General features: G+C 60.7%; 17 protein-coding genes. 14 read left to right on the top strand and 3 right to left on the bottom strand.

Annotated elements, in window-relative coordinates; all coding sequences use genetic code 11:
• Positions 1-198: 198 nt before the first annotated feature.
• The 7 genes from lepA to acpS all read left to right on the top strand — a co-directional run bounded on the left by lepA (position 199) and on the right by acpS (position 6658).
• Positions 199-1998 (top strand): translation elongation factor 4, encoded by a 1800-nt coding sequence (gene lepA / locus MC269_RS04445; RefSeq protein WP_081142361.1) that lies wholly within the window; start codon positions 199-201, stop codon positions 1996-1998.
• A 9-nt stretch (positions 1999-2007) separates the two neighbouring features.
• Positions 2008-2982 carry a signal peptidase I gene (lepB, locus tag MC269_RS04450; protein WP_081142360.1) on the top strand — a complete coding sequence of 325 codons (975 nt, stop codon included), beginning with the start codon at positions 2008-2010 and terminating at the stop codon, positions 2980-2982.
• Between the two features lie 133 nt (positions 2983-3115).
• Complete coding sequence (gene rnc / locus MC269_RS04455; protein ID WP_081142359.1) at positions 3116-3796, top strand: ribonuclease III; 681 nt, start codon at positions 3116-3118, stop codon at positions 3794-3796.
• A gap of 45 nt (positions 3797-3841) precedes the next feature.
• Positions 3842-4747, top strand: coding sequence for a GTPase Era (gene era, locus MC269_RS04460; RefSeq protein WP_081142357.1), 906 nt, complete (start codon positions 3842-3844; stop codon positions 4745-4747).
• A gap of 4 nt (positions 4748-4751) precedes the next feature.
• Positions 4752-5480, top strand: a complete 729-nt coding sequence (recO, locus tag MC269_RS04465; protein ID WP_239954165.1) for a DNA repair protein RecO — start codon at positions 4752-4754, stop codon at positions 5478-5480.
• Between the two features lie 66 nt (positions 5481-5546).
• On the top strand, positions 5547-6278 hold the full coding sequence (pdxJ, locus tag MC269_RS04470) for a pyridoxine 5'-phosphate synthase (protein WP_239954167.1): 732 nt from the start codon (positions 5547-5549) through the stop codon (positions 6276-6278).
• Entirely contained in the window at positions 6278-6658 is a 381-nt protein-coding gene (acpS, locus tag MC269_RS04475) for a holo-ACP synthase (protein ID WP_081142351.1), read from the top strand. Before pdxJ ends, acpS begins: the two co-directional genes overlap by 1 nt.
• On the opposite strand, the gene MC269_RS04480 is transcribed toward acpS, so the two are convergent.
• Both MC269_RS04480 and MC269_RS04485 read right to left on the bottom strand, forming a co-directional pair.
• On the bottom strand, positions 6655-6903 hold the full coding sequence (locus MC269_RS04480) for a YfhL family 4Fe-4S dicluster ferredoxin (protein ID WP_239954169.1): 249 nt from the start codon (positions 6901-6903) through the stop codon (positions 6655-6657). The two genes, acpS and MC269_RS04480, sit on opposite strands and share 4 nt — an antisense overlap.
• A gap of 50 nt (positions 6904-6953) precedes the next feature.
• Complete coding sequence (locus MC269_RS04485; RefSeq protein WP_081142347.1) at positions 6954-7793, bottom strand: MurR/RpiR family transcriptional regulator; 840 nt, start codon at positions 7791-7793, stop codon at positions 6954-6956.
• Positions 7794-7962: 169 nt separating this feature from the next.
• On the opposite strand from MC269_RS04485, the gene yfhb reads away from it, so the two are divergent.
• On the top strand, positions 7963-8601 hold the full coding sequence (gene yfhb / locus MC269_RS04490) for a phosphatidylglycerophosphatase C (RefSeq protein ID WP_081142345.1): 639 nt from the start codon (positions 7963-7965) through the stop codon (positions 8599-8601).
• Positions 8602-8672: 71 nt separating this feature from the next.
• Positions 8673-9167 carry a tRNA adenosine(34) deaminase TadA gene (gene tadA / locus MC269_RS04495; protein ID WP_239954171.1) on the top strand — a complete coding sequence of 165 codons (495 nt, stop codon included), beginning with the start codon at positions 8673-8675 and terminating at the stop codon, positions 9165-9167.
• Positions 9168-9180: 13 nt separating this feature from the next.
• Here the strand turns inward: tadA and mltF are convergent, their stop codons facing one another.
• Positions 9181-10638 carry a membrane-bound lytic murein transglycosylase MltF gene (gene mltF / locus MC269_RS04500; RefSeq protein ID WP_081142341.1) on the bottom strand — a complete coding sequence of 486 codons (1458 nt, stop codon included), beginning with the start codon at positions 10636-10638 and terminating at the stop codon, positions 9181-9183.
• Positions 10639-10903: 265 nt separating this feature from the next.
• On the opposite strand from mltF, the gene purL reads away from it, so the two are divergent.
• The 5 genes from purL (at position 10904) to glnB (ending at position 19272) form a co-directional block, all read left to right on the top strand.
• Positions 10904-14794, top strand: coding sequence for a phosphoribosylformylglycinamidine synthase (gene purL / locus MC269_RS04505; protein WP_239954173.1), 3891 nt, complete (start codon positions 10904-10906; stop codon positions 14792-14794).
• A gap of 558 nt (positions 14795-15352) precedes the next feature.
• The gene (locus tag MC269_RS04510) at positions 15353-16780 is read left to right on the top strand and encodes a cell wall metabolism sensor histidine kinase WalK (protein WP_239954175.1); all 1428 of its coding nucleotides are present in this window, start codon (positions 15353-15355) and stop codon (positions 16778-16780) included.
• A 3-nt stretch (positions 16781-16783) separates the two neighbouring features.
• Positions 16784-17452 carry a two-component system QseEF-associated lipoprotein QseG gene (qseG, locus tag MC269_RS04515; RefSeq protein ID WP_081142335.1) on the top strand — a complete coding sequence of 223 codons (669 nt, stop codon included), beginning with the start codon at positions 16784-16786 and terminating at the stop codon, positions 17450-17452.
• Complete coding sequence (gene glrR, locus MC269_RS04520) at positions 17452-18786, top strand: two-component system response regulator GlrR (protein ID WP_371824357.1); 1335 nt, start codon at positions 17452-17454, stop codon at positions 18784-18786. Before qseG ends, glrR begins: the two co-directional genes overlap by 1 nt.
• A 147-nt stretch (positions 18787-18933) precedes the next feature.
• Positions 18934-19272 carry a nitrogen regulatory protein P-II gene (glnB, locus tag MC269_RS04525; RefSeq protein WP_033753971.1) on the top strand — a complete coding sequence of 113 codons (339 nt, stop codon included), beginning with the start codon at positions 18934-18936 and terminating at the stop codon, positions 19270-19272.
• Positions 19273-19282: the final 10 nt, after the last annotated feature.

The following is a 19282-nucleotide window of genomic DNA, read 5'->3' on the forward strand; positions in this document are numbered from 1 at the left end:
ATCGCGGCCTTTTAGCGCCTGTTTCTCGCCAAAAAGTGTTGCGATTCCGCAACGTTCCATTCTTTTATGCGCGGCCTTAACAGTGTAATATGCGTCGTCATTAATGAGGCTGACAGGATTGCAGGTGAAGAGCGATCTTCCTGAATGTGTCTGTGCTCAGGTTCTCAACTGTTTTTCTACGTGAAGATATTCATATAAATGAAGCACATAAGAAACTTCTCCATCATCGCGCACATTGACCACGGTAAATCGACGCTCTCTGACCGCCTGATTCAAATCTGTGGCGGCCTGTCGGATCGCGAGATGGCGGCGCAGGTCCTTGACTCAATGGACCTGGAGCGCGAGCGCGGCATTACCATTAAAGCGCAGAGCGTGACGCTCGATTACAAAGCGCTGAACGGCGAAACTTACCAGCTCAATTTCATCGATACTCCAGGGCACGTTGACTTCTCCTATGAAGTGTCACGCTCGTTGGCGGCCTGCGAAGGCGCGCTGCTGGTGGTGGATGCAGGACAGGGCGTAGAAGCGCAGACCCTGGCGAACTGCTACACCGCGATTGAGATGGATCTGGAAGTTGTGCCGGTACTGAATAAAATCGACCTGCCTGCCGCCGATCCTGAGCGTGCGGCGCAGGAGATTGAAGATATCGTCGGCATCGACGCCACCGATGCGGTGCGCTGCTCGGCGAAAACCGGCGTTGGCGTACCGGAAGTGCTGGAGCGTCTGGTGCGCGATATTCCGCCGCCGGAAGGCGATCCAGAAGGCCCCCTGCAGGCGCTGATTATCGACTCCTGGTTCGACAACTATCTGGGCGTCGTCTCGCTGATCCGCGTGAAAAACGGCACCCTGCGCAAAGGCGACAAGGTCAAAGTGATGAGCACCGGTCAGGTGTACAACGCCGATCGCCTCGGCATCTTCACGCCGAAGCAGCTTGATCGCACGCAGCTGAACTGCGGCGAAGTAGGCTGGCTGGTCTGCGCCATCAAGGACATCCTCGGCGCGCCGGTGGGCGATACCCTGACGCTGTCGCGCAACCCCGCGGACAAAGCGCTGCCGGGCTTTAAAAAAGTGAAGCCGCAGGTCTATGCCGGTTTGTTCCCGGTCAGCTCCGACGACTATGAAGCCTTCCGCGACGCGCTCGGCAAGCTGAGCCTCAACGACGCCTCGCTGTTCTATGAGCCGGAAAGCTCTACCGCGCTGGGCTTCGGCTTCCGCTGCGGCTTCCTCGGCCTGCTGCACATGGAGATCATTCAGGAGCGTCTGGAGCGCGAATACGATCTCGATCTGATCACCACCGCGCCGACCGTGGTGTACGAAGTGGAAACCACCGGCGGCGAAATCATCTACGTCGACAGCCCGTCTAAGCTGCCGCCGCTGAACAATATCGAAGAGCTGCGCGAGCCGATCGCCGAGTGTCATATGCTGCTGCCGCAGGAGTATCTGGGCAACGTCATCACCCTCTGCATCGAGAAGCGTGGCGTGCAGACCAACATGGTCTACCACGGTAACCAGGTCGCGCTGACCTATGAGATCCCGATGGCGGAAGTGGTGCTCGACTTCTTTGACCGTCTGAAGTCGACCTCGCGCGGCTACGCCTCGCTGGACTACAACTTTAAACGCTTCCAGGCCTCTGACATGGTGCGCGTCGACGTGCTGATCAACGCCGAGCGCGTCGATGCGCTGGCGCTGATTACCCACCGCGACAACTCGCAGTATCGCGGCCGCGAACTGGTGGAAAAGATGAAAGATCTGATCCCGCGTCAGCAGTTCGACATTGCTATTCAGGCGGCAATCGGCACCCATATCATTGCGCGCTCGACCGTGAAGCAGCTGCGTAAAAACGTGCTGGCCAAGTGTTACGGCGGCGACGTCAGCCGTAAGAAGAAACTGTTGCAGAAGCAGAAAGATGGCAAGAAGCGCATGAAGCAGGTTGGCAACGTTGAGCTGCCGCAGGAAGCCTTCCTCGCTATTCTGCATGTCGGCAAGGACAGCAAATAAGGATCCCTAATGGCTAATATGTTCGCCCTGGTTCTGGCAATCGCGACGCTGATTACCGGCATTATCTGGTGTATCGATCGCTTTAAATGGGCGCCGGCGCGCCGCGCGAAACAGGCGCAGGCGCAGGAAGCAGCAGGCAACACGCTGGACAGCAAAACGCTGGCGAAAGTCAACGGCCAGCCTGGCTGGGTGGAAACCGCCGCGTCGGTCTTCCCGGTGCTGCTGGTGGTGTTTGTGGTGCGCTCGTTTATCTACGAGCCGTTCCAGATCCCGTCCGGTTCGATGATGCCGACGCTGCTGATCGGCGATTTTATCCTGGTGGAGAAATTTGCCTACGGCATCAAAGATCCCATTACCCAGACCACGCTGATCCCGACCGGTCATCCGCAGCGCGGCGACATCGCGGTGTTTAAATACCCGAAAGACCCGAGCCTGGATTACATCAAGCGCGTGATCGGCCTGCCGGGCGACAAAGTGGTGTTCGATCCCTACAGCAAAACTCTGACCGTCAGCCCGAACTGCGCCGCCGGTCAACGCTGCGCCAGCGCGCTGCCGATCACCTACACCAACGTCGAGCCAAGCGACTTTATTCAGACCTTCAGCGGCTTTGACGGCAACGAAACCGGCAACGGCTTCTATCAGGTGCCGCAGGGCGAAACCATGCGCGGCGGGCTGCGTCTCGGCACGCGCAAAGAGACGCTGGGCAGCGTCACGCACGATATTTTGCTGGTAAACGAAGCGCAAAGTCAGGCAAGCATGTACTATCAGCAGCCGGGCCAGCCGCAGGCGACCTGGATCGTGCCGCAGGGGCAATATTTCATGATGGGCGATAACCGCGACAACAGCGCAGACAGCCGCTACTGGGGTTTTGTCCCGGAGCGCAATCTGGTCGGCAAGGCGGTGGCTATCTGGATGAGCTTTGATAAGCAGGAAGGTCAGTGGCCGACAGGCGTACGCCTGAGTCGTATCGGCGGCATCCACTGAGATATCTGGCCCGGATAAACGGGCAAAACGGTTGGCCTCCTCTGGGAGGCCACTGCACACTAAACAGATTGTGTTGGAAAGCCAGCCCTGTTTCGTATGCAGAGTCACAGACGCACAAAAGAACTGGAATCGCATGAACCCCATCCTCATTAATAAGCTTCAGCGCAAACTGGGCTACACTTTTACTCATCCGGAACTCTTGCAACAGGCGCTAACGCACCGCAGCGCCAGTAGCAAGCATAACGAGCGTCTTGAATTTCTCGGCGATTCCATTCTCAGCTATGTGATCGCCAATGCGCTCTATCATCGCTTTCCTCGCGTCGACGAGGGCGATATGAGCCGCATGCGCGCCACGCTGGTGCGTGGCAACACGCTGGCGGAGATGGCGCGCGAGTTTGACCTTGGCGAATGTTTGCGCCTCGGACCGGGCGAGCTGAAGAGCGGCGGCTTTCGCCGTGAATCGATCCTGGCGGATACGGTGGAGGCGCTGATAGGCGGCATCTTCCTCGACAGCAATATCCAGACGGTGGAAAAGCTGATCCTTGACTGGTATCAGACGCGCCTCGAGCAGATTAGCCCGGGCGACAAACAAAAAGATCCGAAAACCCGCCTGCAGGAGTATCTGCAGGGGCGTCATCTGCCGCTGCCGTCCTATCTGGTGGTGCAGGTGCGTGGCGAAGCCCACGATCAGGAATTCACCATTCACTGTCAGGTGAGTGGCATGGCTGAACCGGTGGTGGGCGTAGGCTCCAGCCGCCGTAAAGCAGAGCAGGCTGCCGCTGAACAGGCGCTAATTAAGCTTGGTCTCGAATAGCAACATCCCGGCGCCTGAACAGGCGCTGAAAAAGTCAGGACTCGAATGAGCGAACAGAATACCTATTGCGGCTTTGTCGCGATTGTCGGCCGACCCAACGTCGGCAAATCCACCTTACTGAACCAGCTGCTGGGGCAGAAGGTGTCGATCACCTCGCGTAAGCCGCAAACCACGCGCCACCGCATTATGGGCATCCATACCGAAGGCGAATATCAGGCGATCTATGTCGACACGCCTGGGCTGCATATGGAAGAGAAGCGCGCCATTAACCGCCTGATGAACCGCGCGGCCAGCAGCTCCATCGGCGATGTCGAGCTGGTGATCTTCGTGGTAGAAGGCACGCGCTGGACGCCGGACGACGAGATGGTGCTGAACAAGCTGCGCGACAACAAAGTGCCGGTGGTGCTGGCTATCAACAAGGTGGACAACATTCAGGATAAAAGCATCCTGCTGCCGCACCTGCAGTTCCTTAGTCAGCAGATGAACTTCCTCGACATCGTGCCGATCTCGGCCGAGAGCGGGAAAAACGTCGATACCATCGCGGCCATCGTGCGCAAGCGCCTGCCGCAGGCGGATCACCACTTCCCAGAAGATTACATCACCGACCGCTCGCAGCGCTTTATGGCGTCAGAGATCATCCGCGAGAAGCTGATGCGTTTCCTCGGCGCCGAGCTGCCCTATTCGGTAACGGTGGAGATTGAGCAGTTCGTCAGCAACGATCGCGGCGGCTACGATATCAACGGCCTGATCCTCGTCGAGCGCGAAGGGCAGAAGAAGATGGTGATTGGCAACAAAGGCGCCAAAATCAAAACCATCGGCATTGAAGCGCGTAAAGATATGGAAGAGATGTTCGACGCTAAAGTGCATCTCGAGCTGTGGGTCAAAGTTAAATCGGGCTGGGCCGACGACGAACGTGCGCTGCGCAGCCTGGGCTACGTAGACGACCTCTGATCCTATGGAAGGCTGGCAACGCGCCTTTGTGCTGCATAGTCGCCCCTACAGCGAAACCAGCCTGCTGCTCGATCTCTTTAGCGAAAGCCACGGGCGGGTGCGGGTGCTGGCGAAAGGCGCGCGCGCGCGCCGCTCGCAGCTGAAAGGCACGCTGCAGCCCTTTACGCCGCTGCTGGTGCGCTGGACCGGACGCGGCGACGTCAAAACCCTCACCAAAGCGGAAGCGGTCTCGCTGGCGCTGCCGCTCAGCGGTATCACGCTCTACTGCGGCCTCTACGTTAATGAGCTGGTGGCGCGCGTGCTGGAGCAGGAATTTCCCTTCTCGGAACTCTTCTTCGACTACCTGAACTGTTTGCAGACGCTGGCGGCGGACAACAGCTCGCCCGAACCGGCGCTGCGTCGCTTCGAGCTGGCGCTGCTGGGGCATCTTGGCTACGGCGTTGATTTTCTGCACTGCGCCGGCAGCGGCGAGCCCGTGGCCGACGCCATGACCTACAGCTACCGCGAAGAGAAGGGCTTTATCGCCAGCCTGGTGGCAGGACAGCGCAGCTTTACCGGCCGCCAGCTGCGCGCGCTGTGGGAGCGCGACTTCCCCGACGCCGACACGCTGCGCGCCGCCAAGCGCTTTACCCGTATCGCGCTCAAACCCTACCTGGGCGGCAAACCGCTGAAGAGCACCGAGCTGTTTCGCCAGTTCGTGCCGAAAAAACGGCCGGATGCCACCAGCCAGTAGCGCTGTGCCTGCGCCGCGCGTCGCGGTACACTCCTGTTTTTCGACATAGTTAAGCTGAGGATTGTCATGGCTGAGTTGCTGTTAGGGGTCAACATCGATCATATCGCCACGGTACGTAACGCGCGCGGCACCCATTATCCCGATCCGGTGCAGGCGGCCTTTGTCGCCGAGCAGGCGGGTGCGGAGGGCATCACCGTGCACCTGCGCGAGGATCGCCGCCACATTACCGATCGCGACGTGCGCATTCTGCGCGATACCATCCAGACGCGTATGAATCTGGAGATGGCGGTCACCGACGAGATGGTCGGCATCGCCTGCGATATCAAACCCCATTTTGTCTGCCTGGTGCCGGAGAAGCGCGAAGAGGTGACCACCGAAGGCGGCCTCGACGTCGCGGGCCAGCAGGACAAGATCAACGCGGCGGTACGGCAGCTGAGCGACGCGGGCATCCTGGTGTCGCTGTTTATTGACCCCGACCATCGCCAGATCGAGGCGGCGGTCGCCAGCGGCGCGCCCTATATCGAAATTCACACCGGCGCCTACGCCGAGGCGGCGGAAGGGCTGCCGCGCGAAGCGGAACTGGCGCGCATTCGTCACGCCGCCACCTTTGCCGCCGGTCTGGGCCTGAAGGTCAACGCCGGCCACGGCCTGACCTACCACAACGTCCAGCCAATCGCCGCGCTGCCGGAGATGCACGAGCTGAATATCGGCCACGCCATTATCGGCCGCGCGCTGTTTAGCGGCCTGGCCGACGCGGTAAGAGAGATGAAGCTGCTGATGCGGGAAGCGCGTCGCTAATGGCTATTCTCGGACTGGGCACCGACATCGTTGAAATCGAGCGCATCGCCGGCGTGATCGAACGCTCCGGCGATCGCCTGGCGCGACGCGTGCTGAGCGAAGCCGAGTGGCAGCAGTATCAGCGCCACCAGCAGCCGGTGCGCTTTCTGGCGAAACGCTTCGCCGTCAAGGAAGCGGCGGCCAAAGCCTTCGGCACCGGCATTCGCGGCGGGCTGGCGTTTAATCAGTTTGAGGTTTATAACGACGAACTGGGCAAGCCTGGCCTGCGCTTTTTCCACCACGCCTGCGAAGTGGCAGAAAAGCTGGGCGTCCGGCAGGTGCACGTCACGCTGGCGGATGAGCGCCACTACGCCTGTGCCACGGTAATTATCGAAAACTAGGGGTGCAGCAGCACGAATTTCTCCCACAGCGCCTCGCGGGATTCGACGTGCTGTGGATCGGGAATAATGGTGTTGTCGATAGGGCAGACGCTCTGGCAGGTCGGCGCGTCGTAATGACCGACGCATTCGGTGCAGCGGCTGGCGTCGATCTGGTAGATCGCCGCGCCGAGAGTGATAGCCTGGTTCGGGCATTCGGGTTCGCACATATCGCAATTAATGCATCTGGCGGTAATCAGCAGCGCCATTTTATCACCTGATCAGCTAAAAACGGCGCCATTATACTCGCGTTCGCCCCTTAGTTCAGCTTTTTCACCAGCGCTTCGCTATGGCGCATATGGCTGGCGGCGCGCTCGGGATCGTTCTGCACCAGCGCCATAAACAGCAGATCGGTCAGCGCCAGCTGCGCGGTGGTCGAGGAGATGGCGGCGCTGCGCGTGCTCTGCTCCTCCGCCACGGTGTAAAGACAGTGGGTGGCGGTCTGCTGCAGGCTGTTGGGGGTAAAGCCGGTAAACGCCAGCACGTACGCGCCGATCTGCACCGCCTCCTGCGCCGCCAGGTTAATCTCCTTGCGCTCGCCGGTATAGGAGATCGCCAGCAGCACGTCGCCGGGCCGCATCGCCTGCACGCTGGCCAGCAGCGCGTGCATATCCTGCTCCGCCACCGCGTTAATGCCGATTTTCATCAGCTTCCAGGAAAAATCTTTCGCCACCAGCCCCGAGGCGCCGATGCCCACTAGCACAATACGCTGGGCATTTTTCAGCAGGTGCAGCGTCTCGTTCAGCTTCTCTTCGCTGTTGATATCGAGCGTGGCGCGAATAGCAGAAAGCTTTTCGGTCAGCAGCTTTTCCCCCACGGTTTTCAGCGAATCGTCGCTGAGAATATGGTTGTGCACGGTAATAGCGTCGCGATCCGCCAGCGACTCGCTCAGCGCCAGCTTAAGCGCGGGAAAGCCCTTATAGCCGAGCTTCTGCGCGAATTTCACCACGCTCGACTGGCTGACGCCCGACTCCTCCGCCAGCTTCTGCGAGCTGAGATGGCGCGCGCGATCGGGCTGTGACAACAGAAAATCCGCCAGTCGGCGCTCATTTAGCGCCAGACGCGGATAGAGCTGACGAATGCGCAGCAATGAACTCATGTCTGGTCCTCGTTTAACTATCCTGCCGCAAGATGCGTACAGCCGCTGAAGAATAAACTATTCATCTGGCATTGTAGTCGCTGGAATTAAAAATAGCCGCGTCGCCGCTGCCGTGGTTGATGGCTACAATAAGGAAACATAGGGCGAACAAAACAGAAAGGAGCGTTTTTTGACCAAAGGTACCCAACGTCGCGTGGTGTTTTTCGATCTGGATGGCACGTTGCATCAACAGGATATGTTCGGCACCTTTATGCGCTATTTGCTGTGGCGTCAGCCGCTCAATTTGCTGCTGGTGGTGCCGCTGCTGCCGGTGGTGGGGCTGGGCCTGCTAATCAAGGGGCGCGCGGCGCGCTGGCCGATGAGCCTGCTGCTCTGGTCGATCACCTTTGGCCATTCGGAGCGCGCGCTGCTGCGGCGCGAGGCGGCCTTTGCGCAGTGGTTTCGCCAGCGCGTCACCGCGTTTCCGGTGGTACAGCAGCGCCTGACCGATTACCTGAGCAGCGACGACGCTGACGTCTGGCTGATCACCGGCTCGCCGCAGCCGCTGGTAGAGCAGGTTTACTTCGATTCGGCGTTTCTGCCGCGCGTAAAGCTGATCGCCAGCCAGATGCAGCGCGGCTTTGGCGGCCGCGTGCTGGCGATGCGCTGCCTCGGCCATGAAAAAGTGGTGCAGCTGGAAGAGAAAATCGGCACGCCGCTGCAGCTCTATAGCGGCTATAGCGACAGCAAGCAGGATAACCCGCTGCTCTTTTTCTGCCAGCACCGCTGGCGCGTCACCCCGCGCGGCGAACTTCAGCAGCTGGAGTAGGGTTTCATCTTCGAATCTGCGCGCGGGATCGCTATAATGCGCCGCTTTGCTGCTGCCGGGAGTGCGCCTGCGTGAATCAATCTCAAGACGAATACTGGATGCGCCATGCGCTGAAGCTGGCACGCATCGCCTGGGAACAGGGCGAAGTGCCGGTCGGCGCAGTGCTGGTGCAGGGGGATCGCGCCATCGGCGAAGGGTGGAACCGACCCATCGGCCAGCACGATCCCACCGCGCACGCTGAAATCATGGCGCTGCGGCAGGGCGGTAAGGTGCTGGAAAACTATCGCCTGCTGGAGACCACGCTCTACGTGACGCTGGAGCCGTGCGTGATGTGCGCTGGCGCAATGGTGCATAGCCGCATCACACGTCTGGTGTACGGCGCCCGCGATGAGAAAACCGGCGCGGCGGGATCGCTGATAGACGTGCTCGGCCATCCCGGCATGAACCACCAGGTCGCGCTGCAGAGCGGCGTGCTGGCAGAGGAGTGCGCGGCGATGCTGAGCGACTTTTTCCGCATGCGCCGCGAGCAGAAAAAAGCGCTGCGACAGGCGCAGCGCGGCGGTTGACGAGGCGCCGATCCTAATTCATGGCGATTTCCGGCGCCACCGCCGGATAGCCGCTGCCCAGCTCCGCTTCCAGCGCGGACTGCTGCGCCAGCCGTTTCTCCTGCTCCTGCAAATAGCCCACCAGGCTGAGCTGATACTTACGGATATTCTCGACGTAGTTATAGGCTTCGTGGCCGCGCGCATAGCCGTAGGTGGTCTGCGCGTAGTAGCGCTTCTGGCTCAGCATCGGCAGCCGCAGCTTGACGTCGGCCCAGCTGTCGGGATTGCCGCCCTGTTTCGCGGTGAGCTTGCGCGCGTCGAGCATATGGGCGTAGCCCATGTTGTAGGCCGCCAGCGCAAACCAGATGCGCTCCTCCTCAGGAATGGTGGCGGGCACCTTTTCCATCATGCGCTGCAGATAGAGGCTGCCGCCGCGAATGCTCTGCTCGGTGTCGGTGCGATCCTCGACGTTGACGCTGTCGGCGGTATTACGCGTCAGCATCATCATGCCGCGCACGCCGGTAGGGGAGGTCGCCAGCGGATTCCAGTGCGACTCCTGGTAGGAAATCGCCGCCAGCAGCCGCCAGTCGATGCTGGAGGCGTATTTCTCAAACAGCGGCTTGATCTCCGGCAGCGTAACGTCGATGGCGCGTAAAAAGGTGCGGGTGTCGACATAGTCGAAGGTACCGACGTGGCCGAGATATTTCTCCTCCAGACGCGCCATCGCCCCCTCTTCGCCCATAGAGTTGAAGAAGTCGAGCATCGCGGCGTTGAGGCTGCTGTCGTCGCTGTGCGGCACATACCAGGTCACCGGCTCTTCATCGGTGACGTCAAACGCCACCGCCAGCTGCGGATGGATGCGCTGCAGCAGGGCGATAGTAACGGAGTCGCCGATGGTGTAGTCGAGCTTGCCGTCGGCCACCGCTTCCAGCAGCGCCTTCGGCGCCTGATCGCTGGCGATCACCCAGTTGAGATCGGGATATTGCTTATCGCGCGCCGTTTTCAGCGACGAAAGATAGGCGGAGCCGGAAGCGACCCGCAGCTCGCCTTTCAGGTCGCCGAGATTCTTCGGGCGCGGCTTATCGACGCGATAAACCAGCTGCTGCGAAACCGAGTAGTAGCTCGGCCCGGTTTTGTAGCGCGTGAGCCTCTCATCGTTGTAGATCAGGCCCGCCGCCAGCAGGTCCGCCTTGCCGTCATCCAGATCGTCGAACAGATCGCTCAGGTTAGGGCGCACCGTGACCTTGAGCTTAACACCCAGATAGTCGGCAAAGCGTTTCGCCAGCTCGTAGTCCATACCGGCCGGGGCATTGTTGATGGTGTAGTAAGTCAGCGGGGAATTGATGGTACTGATACGCAGCACTCCCCGTGATTTAATCTGTGAAATCGCATCCTGTCCGTTGCCGTACCACGGGATCGATGGCCATAACGCCATCGCCAGCAGCAGGGTGACGAGACCGATAAACAGATAGTTTAATTTTAGGCGTTTCAAATAGTTGTCTCTCGCTGGCTCTAAGGCCTCTGTCTTTTAAAGGCAGTATTGATCTTTTTTGAACTCCCAGAGCGAGGGGCATTTTGCGCAACTCGGCAGCGTAGAGCAACTGATATAGCAGGTTTTGCGCAAAATTCAGGCTATTCCGCAGGCAGAGAAATTATGCGCAAACGGTTTCGTCGAGCGGGGTGTTTCTCTATAATACCGCCCGTTTTCTGCTGTTGTGCCCCTTGAAGCGTCGCCCGGCGCTCTGACGAGAGATTAAATGATGGAAATTCTGCGTGGTTCGCCCGCCCTGTCGGCATTTCGTGTAAACAAACTGCTGACCCGCTTTCAGGACGCTCACCTGCCGGTGAGTGACATTTACGCCGAGTACGTCCATTTTGCCGATGTCAGCGCACCGCTGAACGCTGATGAAAAAGCGCGCCTGCAGCGCCTGCTGAAGTACGGTCCTTCTCTCGCCGAACATGCGCCGCAAGGCCGCCTGCTGCTGGTGACGCCGCGTCCCGGCACCATTTCGCCCTGGTCCTCCAAAGCGACCGACATTGCGCACAACTGCGATCTGCCGCAGGTGCGTCGCCTCGAGCGCGGCCTGGCGTTCTATGTGCAGGCGCCGCAGCTGACGGAAGCGCAGTGGCAGACGCTGCAGACGCTGCTGCACGACCGCATGATGGAGACCGTGTTCAGCGACCTGTCGCAGGCGGAGGCGCTGTTCGCCCATCACCAGCCGCAGCCGCTGAAGAGCGTCGACGTGCTGAACCACGGGCGTCAGGCGCTGGAAGAGGCGAACCGCACGCTGGGCCTGGCGCTGGCGGATGACGAAATCGACTACCTGCTGGAGGCGTTCCAGCGTCTCGGGCGCAACCCGAACGACATCGAACTCTATATGTTCGCGCAGGCTAACTCCGAGCACTGCCGTCATAAAATCTTCAACGCCGACTGGATTATCGACGGCGAAAAACAGCCGAAGTCGCTGTTTAAAATGATCAAGAACACCTTCGAGACCACGCCAGACCATGTGCTGTCAGCCTATAAAGACAACGCCGCGGTAATGGAAGGCTCGGAAGTGGGGCGCTTCTTCGCCGACGCGCAAAAAGGGGAGTATGAGTACCATCAGGAAGCGGCGCATATCCTGATGAAGGTCGAAACCCACAACCACCCAACGGCGATCTCGCCGTGGCCAGGGGCGGCAACCGGCTCCGGCGGCGAGATCCGCGACGAAGGCGCCACCGGGCGCGGCGCGAAGCCGAAAGCGGGCCTCGTAGGCTTCTCGGTGTCGAACCTGCGCATTCCCGGCTTCGAACAGCCCTGGGAAGAGAACTTCGGCAAGCCGGATCGCATCGTCAGCGCGCTGGATATCATGACTGAAGGCCCGCTGGGCGGCGCGGCGTTCAACAACGAATTCGGGCGTCCGGCGCTGAACGGCTATTTCCGCACCTATGAAGAGCAGGTCAACAGCCATAACGGCGTAGAGCTGCGCGGCTACCACAAGCCGATCATGCTGGCGGGCGGCATCGGCAACATCCGCGCCGATCACGTGCAGAAAGGGGAAATTACCGTCGGCGCGAAGCTGATCGTGCTGGGCGGCCCGGCAATGAACATCGGCCTGGGCGGCGGCGCGGCCTCATCAATGGCCTCCGGCCAGTCTGACGCCGATCTCGATTTCGCCTCGGTACAGCGCGACAACCCGGAAATGGAGCGTCGCTGCCAGGAAGTGATCGACCGCTGCTGGCAGATGGGCGAAGAGAACCCGATTCTGTTTATCCACGACGTGGGCGCGGGCGGTCTCTCCAACGCCATGCCGGAGCTGGTCAGCGACGGCGGCCGCGGCGGCCGTTTCAACCTGCGCGACATCCTCAGCGATGAGCCAGGCATGAGCCCGCTGGAAGTCTGGTGCAACGAGTCGCAGGAGCGCTATGTACTGGCGGTGGCGCCAGAGAAACTGGCGCAGTTCGATGCGCTGTGTCAGCGCGAGCGCGCCCCTTACGCCGTGATTGGCGAAGCAACAGAAGAGCAGCACCTGAGCCTGAGCGACAGCCATTTCGACAACGCGCCGATCGACATGCCGCTCGACGTGCTGCTGGGCAAAACGCCGAAGATGACGCGCGACGTCACCACGCAGCAGGCCAAAGGCGAGCCGCTGCTGCGCGACGCCATTACCCTGAGCGACGCGGTGAACCGCGTGCTGCACCTGCCGACCGTGTCGGAAAAAACCTTTCTTATCACCATTGGCGACCGTAGCGTGACCGGCATGGTGGCGCGCGATCAGATGGTCGGCCCGTGGCAGATCCCTGTAGCGAACTGCGCGGTCACCACCGCCAGCCTCGACAGCTATCACGGTGAAGCCTTTGCGCTGGGCGAACGCGCGCCGGTGGCGCTGCTCGACTTCGCCGCCTCTGGCCGTCTGGCAGTGGGCGAGGCGCTGACCAACATTGCGGCAACGCAGATTGGCGATCTCAAGCGCGTGAAACTCTCCGCCAACTGGATGGCCGCCGCAGGCCATCCGGGCGAAGACGCCGGCCTGTACGAAGCGGTCAAGGCGGTTGGCGAAGAGCTGTGCCCGGCGCTGGGCATCACCATTCCGGTGGGCAAAGACTCGATGTCGATGAAAACCCGCTGGCAGGAGGGCATTGAGCAGCGCGAAATGACCGCGCCGCTGTCGCTGGTGATCACCGCTTTCGCCCGCGTGGAAGATGTGCGCCGCACCGTGACGCCGCAGCTGCAAGCCGAAGGCGACAACCTGTTGCTGCTGATTGACCTTGGCAACGGTGCCAACACGCTGGGCGCCACCGCGCTGTCGCAGGTTTATCGTCAGCTGGGCGACAAACCGGCTGACGTGCGCGACGCGCAGCAGCTGGCTGGTTTCTTTAATGCGATGCAGGCGCTGGTAGCGCAGCAGAAGCTGCTGGCCTATCACGACCGTTCAGACGGCGGCCTGCTGGTGACGCTGGCGGAAATGGCCTTTACCGGCCACTGCGGCGTCGAGGTTGATATCGCCGCGCTGGGCAGCGACGCGCTGGCGGTGCTCTTTACCGAAGAGCTGGGCGCGGTGATCCAGATTAAAACCGACGATCGCGCGGCGGTGGAACAGGTGCTGGCGGAGCAGGGCCTCGCAGCGTGCAGCCACGTTATCGGCAGCGCGCAGCGCGGCGACCGCTTCGTGATCCGCTCTGGCGACAGCGCGGTCTACAGCGAAAGCCGCACCACGCTGCGCACCTGGTGGGGCGAAACCAGCTGGCAAATGCAGCGCCTGCGCGACAACCCGATCTGCGCCGATCAGGAGCATGAAGCGCGTAAGGACGACAACGATCCGGGCCTGAACGTCCATCTTACCTTCCAGCCAGAAGAGGATGTGGCGGCGCCGATGATCGCGACCGGCGCGCGTCCGCGCGTGGCGGTGCTGCGCGAGCAGGGCGTCAACTCCCACGTTGAAATGGCGGCGGCGTTTCACCGTGCGGGCTTTACGGCGGTGGACGTACATATGAGCGATCTGCTGGCGGGACGCCGCGATCTGGAGGAATTCCAGGCGCTGGTCGCGTGCGGCGGCTTCTCCTACGGCGACGTGCTGGGCGCCGGCGAAGGCTGGGCGAAATCGATTCTGTTCAACAACCGCGTGCGCGACACCTTCGAAGAATTCTTCCATCGCCCGCAAACGCTGGCGCTGGGCGTCTGCAACGGCTGTCAGATGATGTCGAACCTGCGCGAACTGATCCCAGGCAGCGAACTCTGGCCGCGTTTTGTGCGCAACCAGTCAGAGCGCTTTGAAGCGCGCTTCAGCCTGGTGGAAGTGGCCGCCAGCCCTTCTCTGCTGCTGGACGGCATGGCGGGCTCGCATATGCCGATTGCGGTTTCTCACGGCGAAGGCTTTGTCGAAGTGCGTGACGGTGCGCATCTGGCCGCGCTGGAGGCGAAAGGGCTGGTGGCGCTGCGCTTTGTCGATAACTACGGCAAGGTGACGGAAAGCTATCCGGCTAACCCGAACGGCTCACCTAACGGCATTACGGCGGTGACCAACGAAAGCGGACGCGTCACCATTATGATGCCGCATCCGGAGCGTGTGTTCCGCACGGTGAGCAACTCCTGGCATCCGGCCGAGTGGGGCGAAGACAGTCCGTGGATGCGTATTTTCCGCAACGCGCGTAAACAGCTGGGCTAAGCTCAGTCAGCCTGAAAAAAGGAGACAGCAATGTCTCCTTTTTCTTTGGGTGTTGGTAAATAGCGACAATTGCACGTTATCACTGTCGCTAAAAAGTGACATTTAAGGTTTTGATAAATAATAGTTAAATTGAAAGGCTGTTAAGGTGTTGGGTTTTGACGACATTTTTCGCCGCGCTGCGCCAGTCAGCGACGCAGCATAAGGCATACACACTGGCAACCTTCTGAAAAAGAAAGTTATTTATTTGTTGGCACGAAGTTTGCTAATATCACCTCGTGGCTCATTCTCCTGTTTATGATTGCCCCGCACTGCGGCAGAGCTCATAAAAACTGAATGACGCACCAAACGGAGCCTGCCGTCCACCAACCGATAATCGCTTGCTTTGCAACGTTATCAAGCATAGGGCGCAACGTTGAGTAAGGCTCCACCTCTTTTCAGGCGATGCTGCGGCGTCGCTCTCACGGCAGACCGAAAGGTCTGCCGTTTTCATTTCCGCTCTATCTTCCGCCGGCAGACTTCGCTAGCATCCTCGCAGCGTTTATTTAAGGAAGCGACCGCGTGAGAAGATGGCGTCTATTTCCCCGTTCGTTGCGTCAGCTGGTGCTGATGGCGTTTTTGCTGGTGCTGCTGCCGCTGCTGGTGCTGGCGTGGCAGGCCTGGGAAAGCCTGTCGGCGCTGAGCGACCAGGCCGCCGATACCAACCGCAATACCTTTACCGACGTGCGGCGCAGCGAAGCGATGGCGCGCACCGCGCTGGAGCTGGAGCGCAGCTACCGGCAATATTGCGTGCTGGGCGACGCCACGCTGGCGCGCCTTTACCAGACCCAGCGCGCGCGCTACAGCCAGATCCTTAACTCTCACGCCTCGAGCCTGCCCGCGCTGGCGGCTTTTCAGACGCTGCGCGCCACTCTGCCGCAGCTCGCCGATCTTCAGTGCGACAACGGCAATCCTGTGGCGGCTGCCTCGCAGGCGCTGGAGCGCTTTTCCGCCGTTAACGCGCAGCTGGTGCAGGAAACGCGCGAGGTGGTGTTTGCGCGCGGGCTGCAATTACAGCGCGAAATCGCCGACCGCGGCCAGTTTTTCGGCTGGCAGGCGCTGACGCTGTTTATCGTCAGCCTGGCGCTGGTGCTGCTTTTTACCCGCATGATTATCGGGCCGGTCAAAAGCGTGGAGCGCATGATCAACCGCCTTGGCGAAGGGCGCGAGCTGGGGGCAAGCGTGGCGTTTCGCGGCCCGCGCGAGCTGCGTTCGCTTGGCCAGCGCATCGTCTGGCTGAGCGAGCGGCTCGCCTGGCTGGAGACGCAGCGCCATGAGTTTCTGCGCCATCTGTCGCACGAGCTGAAAACGCCGCTCGCCAGCCTGCGCGAAGGCACCGAGCTGCTGGCGGACGAAGTAGTGGGCTCGCTCAACGGCGAGCAGAAAGAAGTGGTGGCGATCCTGGACAGCAGCAGCCGTCATCTGCAACGGCTGATCGAACAGCTGCTGGAGTATAACCGTAAGCTGGCAGAAGGCCCGACCACGCTGGAGGCGGTGGATATTGTCGAGCTGGTGGATATGGTGGTGAGCGCGCATGCGCTACCGGCGCGCGCTAAGCTAATGCATGTGCACTGCGATCTGGCGGCGACGCGCTGCCTTGCCGAGCCGATGCTGCTGATGCGCGCCATCGATAACTTATACTCGAACGCCGTGAACTACGGCGCTGAATCCGGTAGCATCTGGCTGCGCAGTCAGCAGCAGGGCGACAAGGTGTGGATTGAGGTCGCCAATAGCGGTACGCCGATCCCGGCGAAAGAACGGGAGATGATATTTGAGCCCTTTTTTCAGGGCAGCCAGCAGCGCAAAGGGCCGGTAAAAGGCAGCGGGCTGGGACTGAGCATCGCTAAAGATTGTCTGCGTCGCATGCAGGGAGATCTGCTGCTGATCGACAGCAAAGACGCCGACGTTTGTTTTCGTATCATACTGAACCACACAGCCGGGAATTCCTGACAGATGAAGATCCTCTTCGCCTCACTTTTTACGGCGCTGTTGAGCCTGTCGCTTAGCGGCTGCGGCGCCTCCCCGGCCGCGTCATCCGCGCATCGCGACGCCATCGTCGCCGAGCCGGAGGTCAGGCTGCCCGATTATCTGGCGACGGAGTGCGCTGTCGTCTGGCGCAATGAAAGCGCCGCGGCCACCGCTAATCCGCTCTACTGGCTGCGCGCCATCGACTGCGCCGAGCGGCTGTCGCCGGCCGAGGCGCGCGCCGAAGCGCATCGCTGGCCGGTTGAAGGCTGGGCGCGCGCGTTCAAGAACGGTATTTTAATGGCCAACGGCAACGTGACGCCGCTGGAGCGACGCGACTATGTCGAGGCGCTGGATGAGTACAGCAGCCGCTTTCCCGGCGCGGTGCGTCCGCTGATCCAGCTGTGGCGCAGCAATCAGGTGGCGCAGCTCGATCTCAGCGAGACCCGCTCGCGCTTCGCGCATCTGCAGCAGAGCAGCGACGCGCAGCTCGATGCGCTGCGCCAGCAGCAGGCGCAGATGCGCCAGACGCTGAACGATACCCAGCATAAGCTGGAACGCCTGACCGATATCGAACGCCAGCTCTCTTCCCGTAAAGCGCCGGACGTTACGGAGAGCGGCCACGCGCCGGAAACGTCGTCACATGAGGAGCCCTGATGCCGAGACAATCCGCACGTTTGCTGCTGGTGGATGACGATCCCAGCCTGCTAAAACTGCTGGGCATGCGTCTCAGCAGCGAAGGCTACCAGGTGAGCACCGCCGCCAGCGGCCCGGAAGCGCTGCGTCTGCTGCAAAAAGAGAAGATCGATCTGGCGATCAGCGATTTGCGTATGGATGAGATGGATGGGCTGGCACTGTTCGGCGAAATTCAGAAGCGCTATCCCGGCCTGCCGGTGATTATTCTGACGGCGCATGGCTCGATCCCTGACGCCGTCTCTGCCACGCAGCAGGGTGTGTTCAGCTTTCTCACCAAGCCGGTGGATCGCGACGCGCTCTATAAAGCGATCGACGAGGCGCTGGCGCAGCGCGCGCCGGTCAGCGACGACCGCTGGCGCGAGGCGATCGTCACCCGCAGTCCCGTCATGCTGCGGCTGCTGGAGCAGGCGCATATGGTGGCGCAGTCCGACGTCAGCGTGCTGATCAACGGGCAGAGCGGCAGCGGTAAAGAGGTGCTGGCGCAGGCGATCCACGCCGCCAGCCCGCGCGCGGCGAAGCCGTTTGTCGCCATTAACTGCGGCGCGCTGCCGGAACAGCTGCTGGAGTCGGAGCTGTTCGGCCACGCCAGAGGTGCCTTTACCGGCGCGGTCAGCGCGCGCGAAGGGCTGTTTCAGGCAGCAGAGGGCGGCACGCTGTTTCTGGACGAGATCGGCGATATGCCGCCGTCGCTGCAGGTGAAGCTGCTGCGCGTGCTGCAGGAGCGCAAAATCCGTCCGCTCGGCAGCAATCACGATATCGATATCGACGTGCGCATCATCTCTGCCACGCATCGCGATCTGCCGAAGGCGATGGAAAAGAAAGAGTTTCGCGAGGATCTCTTTTATCGTCTTAACGTGGTTAATCTGAAGCTGCCCGCGCTGTGCGAGCGCAGCGAGGATATTCCGCTGCTCGCCAGCCATCTGCTGCGGCAGGCGGCGGATCGCCACAAGCCTTTTGTGCGCAGCTTTTCGGTGGATGCGATGAAGCGGCTGATGTCGGCAGGCTGGCCGGGCAATGTGCGTCAGCTGGTGAACGTGATTGAGCAGTGCGTGGCGCTTACCTCATCGCCGGTGATTAGTGATGCGCTGGTTGAGCAGGCGCTGAGCGGCGAAAGCAGCGTGTTGCCGACCTTTGTCGAGGCGCGCAACCAGTTTGAGCTTAACTATCTGCGTAAGCTGCTGCAGATGACGAAAGGCAACGTCACCCATGCCGCGCGCCTGGCCGGGCGCAATCGCACCGAATTTTATAAGCTGCTCTCCCGACACGAACTGGACGCCAGCGATTTTAAAGAGTAGCTTTCTGGCGCGGAGAAGCGCCCGAGAGCGTTAAAGTTGCCGCTGAGGGCAGGGCGCGTAGCAGAGAGCGTCCCGGTAGCCTGAGGTTGCGGGTATATACTTACAGCACCCCATCCGGCCACGGAGGGAGTGAGAAAAGGGTCTGACATGAAAAAGATTGATGCGATTATCAAACCATTCAAACTCGACGATGTGCGCGAAGCCCTGGCTGAAGTCGGCATCACCGGGATGACGGTCTCTGAAGTAAAAGGCTTTGGTCGTCAGAAAGGGCACACCGAGCTTTATCGCGGCGCGGAGTATATGGTCGACTTTCTGCCGAAGGTGAAAATCGAGATGGTGGTGGGCGACGATATCGTCGACACCTGCGTAGAAACCATTATGAAAACCGCGCAAACCGGCAAAATCGGCGACGGCAAGATTTTTGTATTCGACGTATCGCGCGTGGTGCGTATTCGTACCGGCGAAGAAGACGAAGAAGCGATTTAATACTGGCTCC

Source organism: Pantoea sp. Z09, from assembly GCF_022394795.1.
Taxonomy (GTDB): domain Bacteria; phylum Pseudomonadota; class Gammaproteobacteria; order Enterobacterales; family Enterobacteriaceae; genus Pantoea; species Pantoea latae.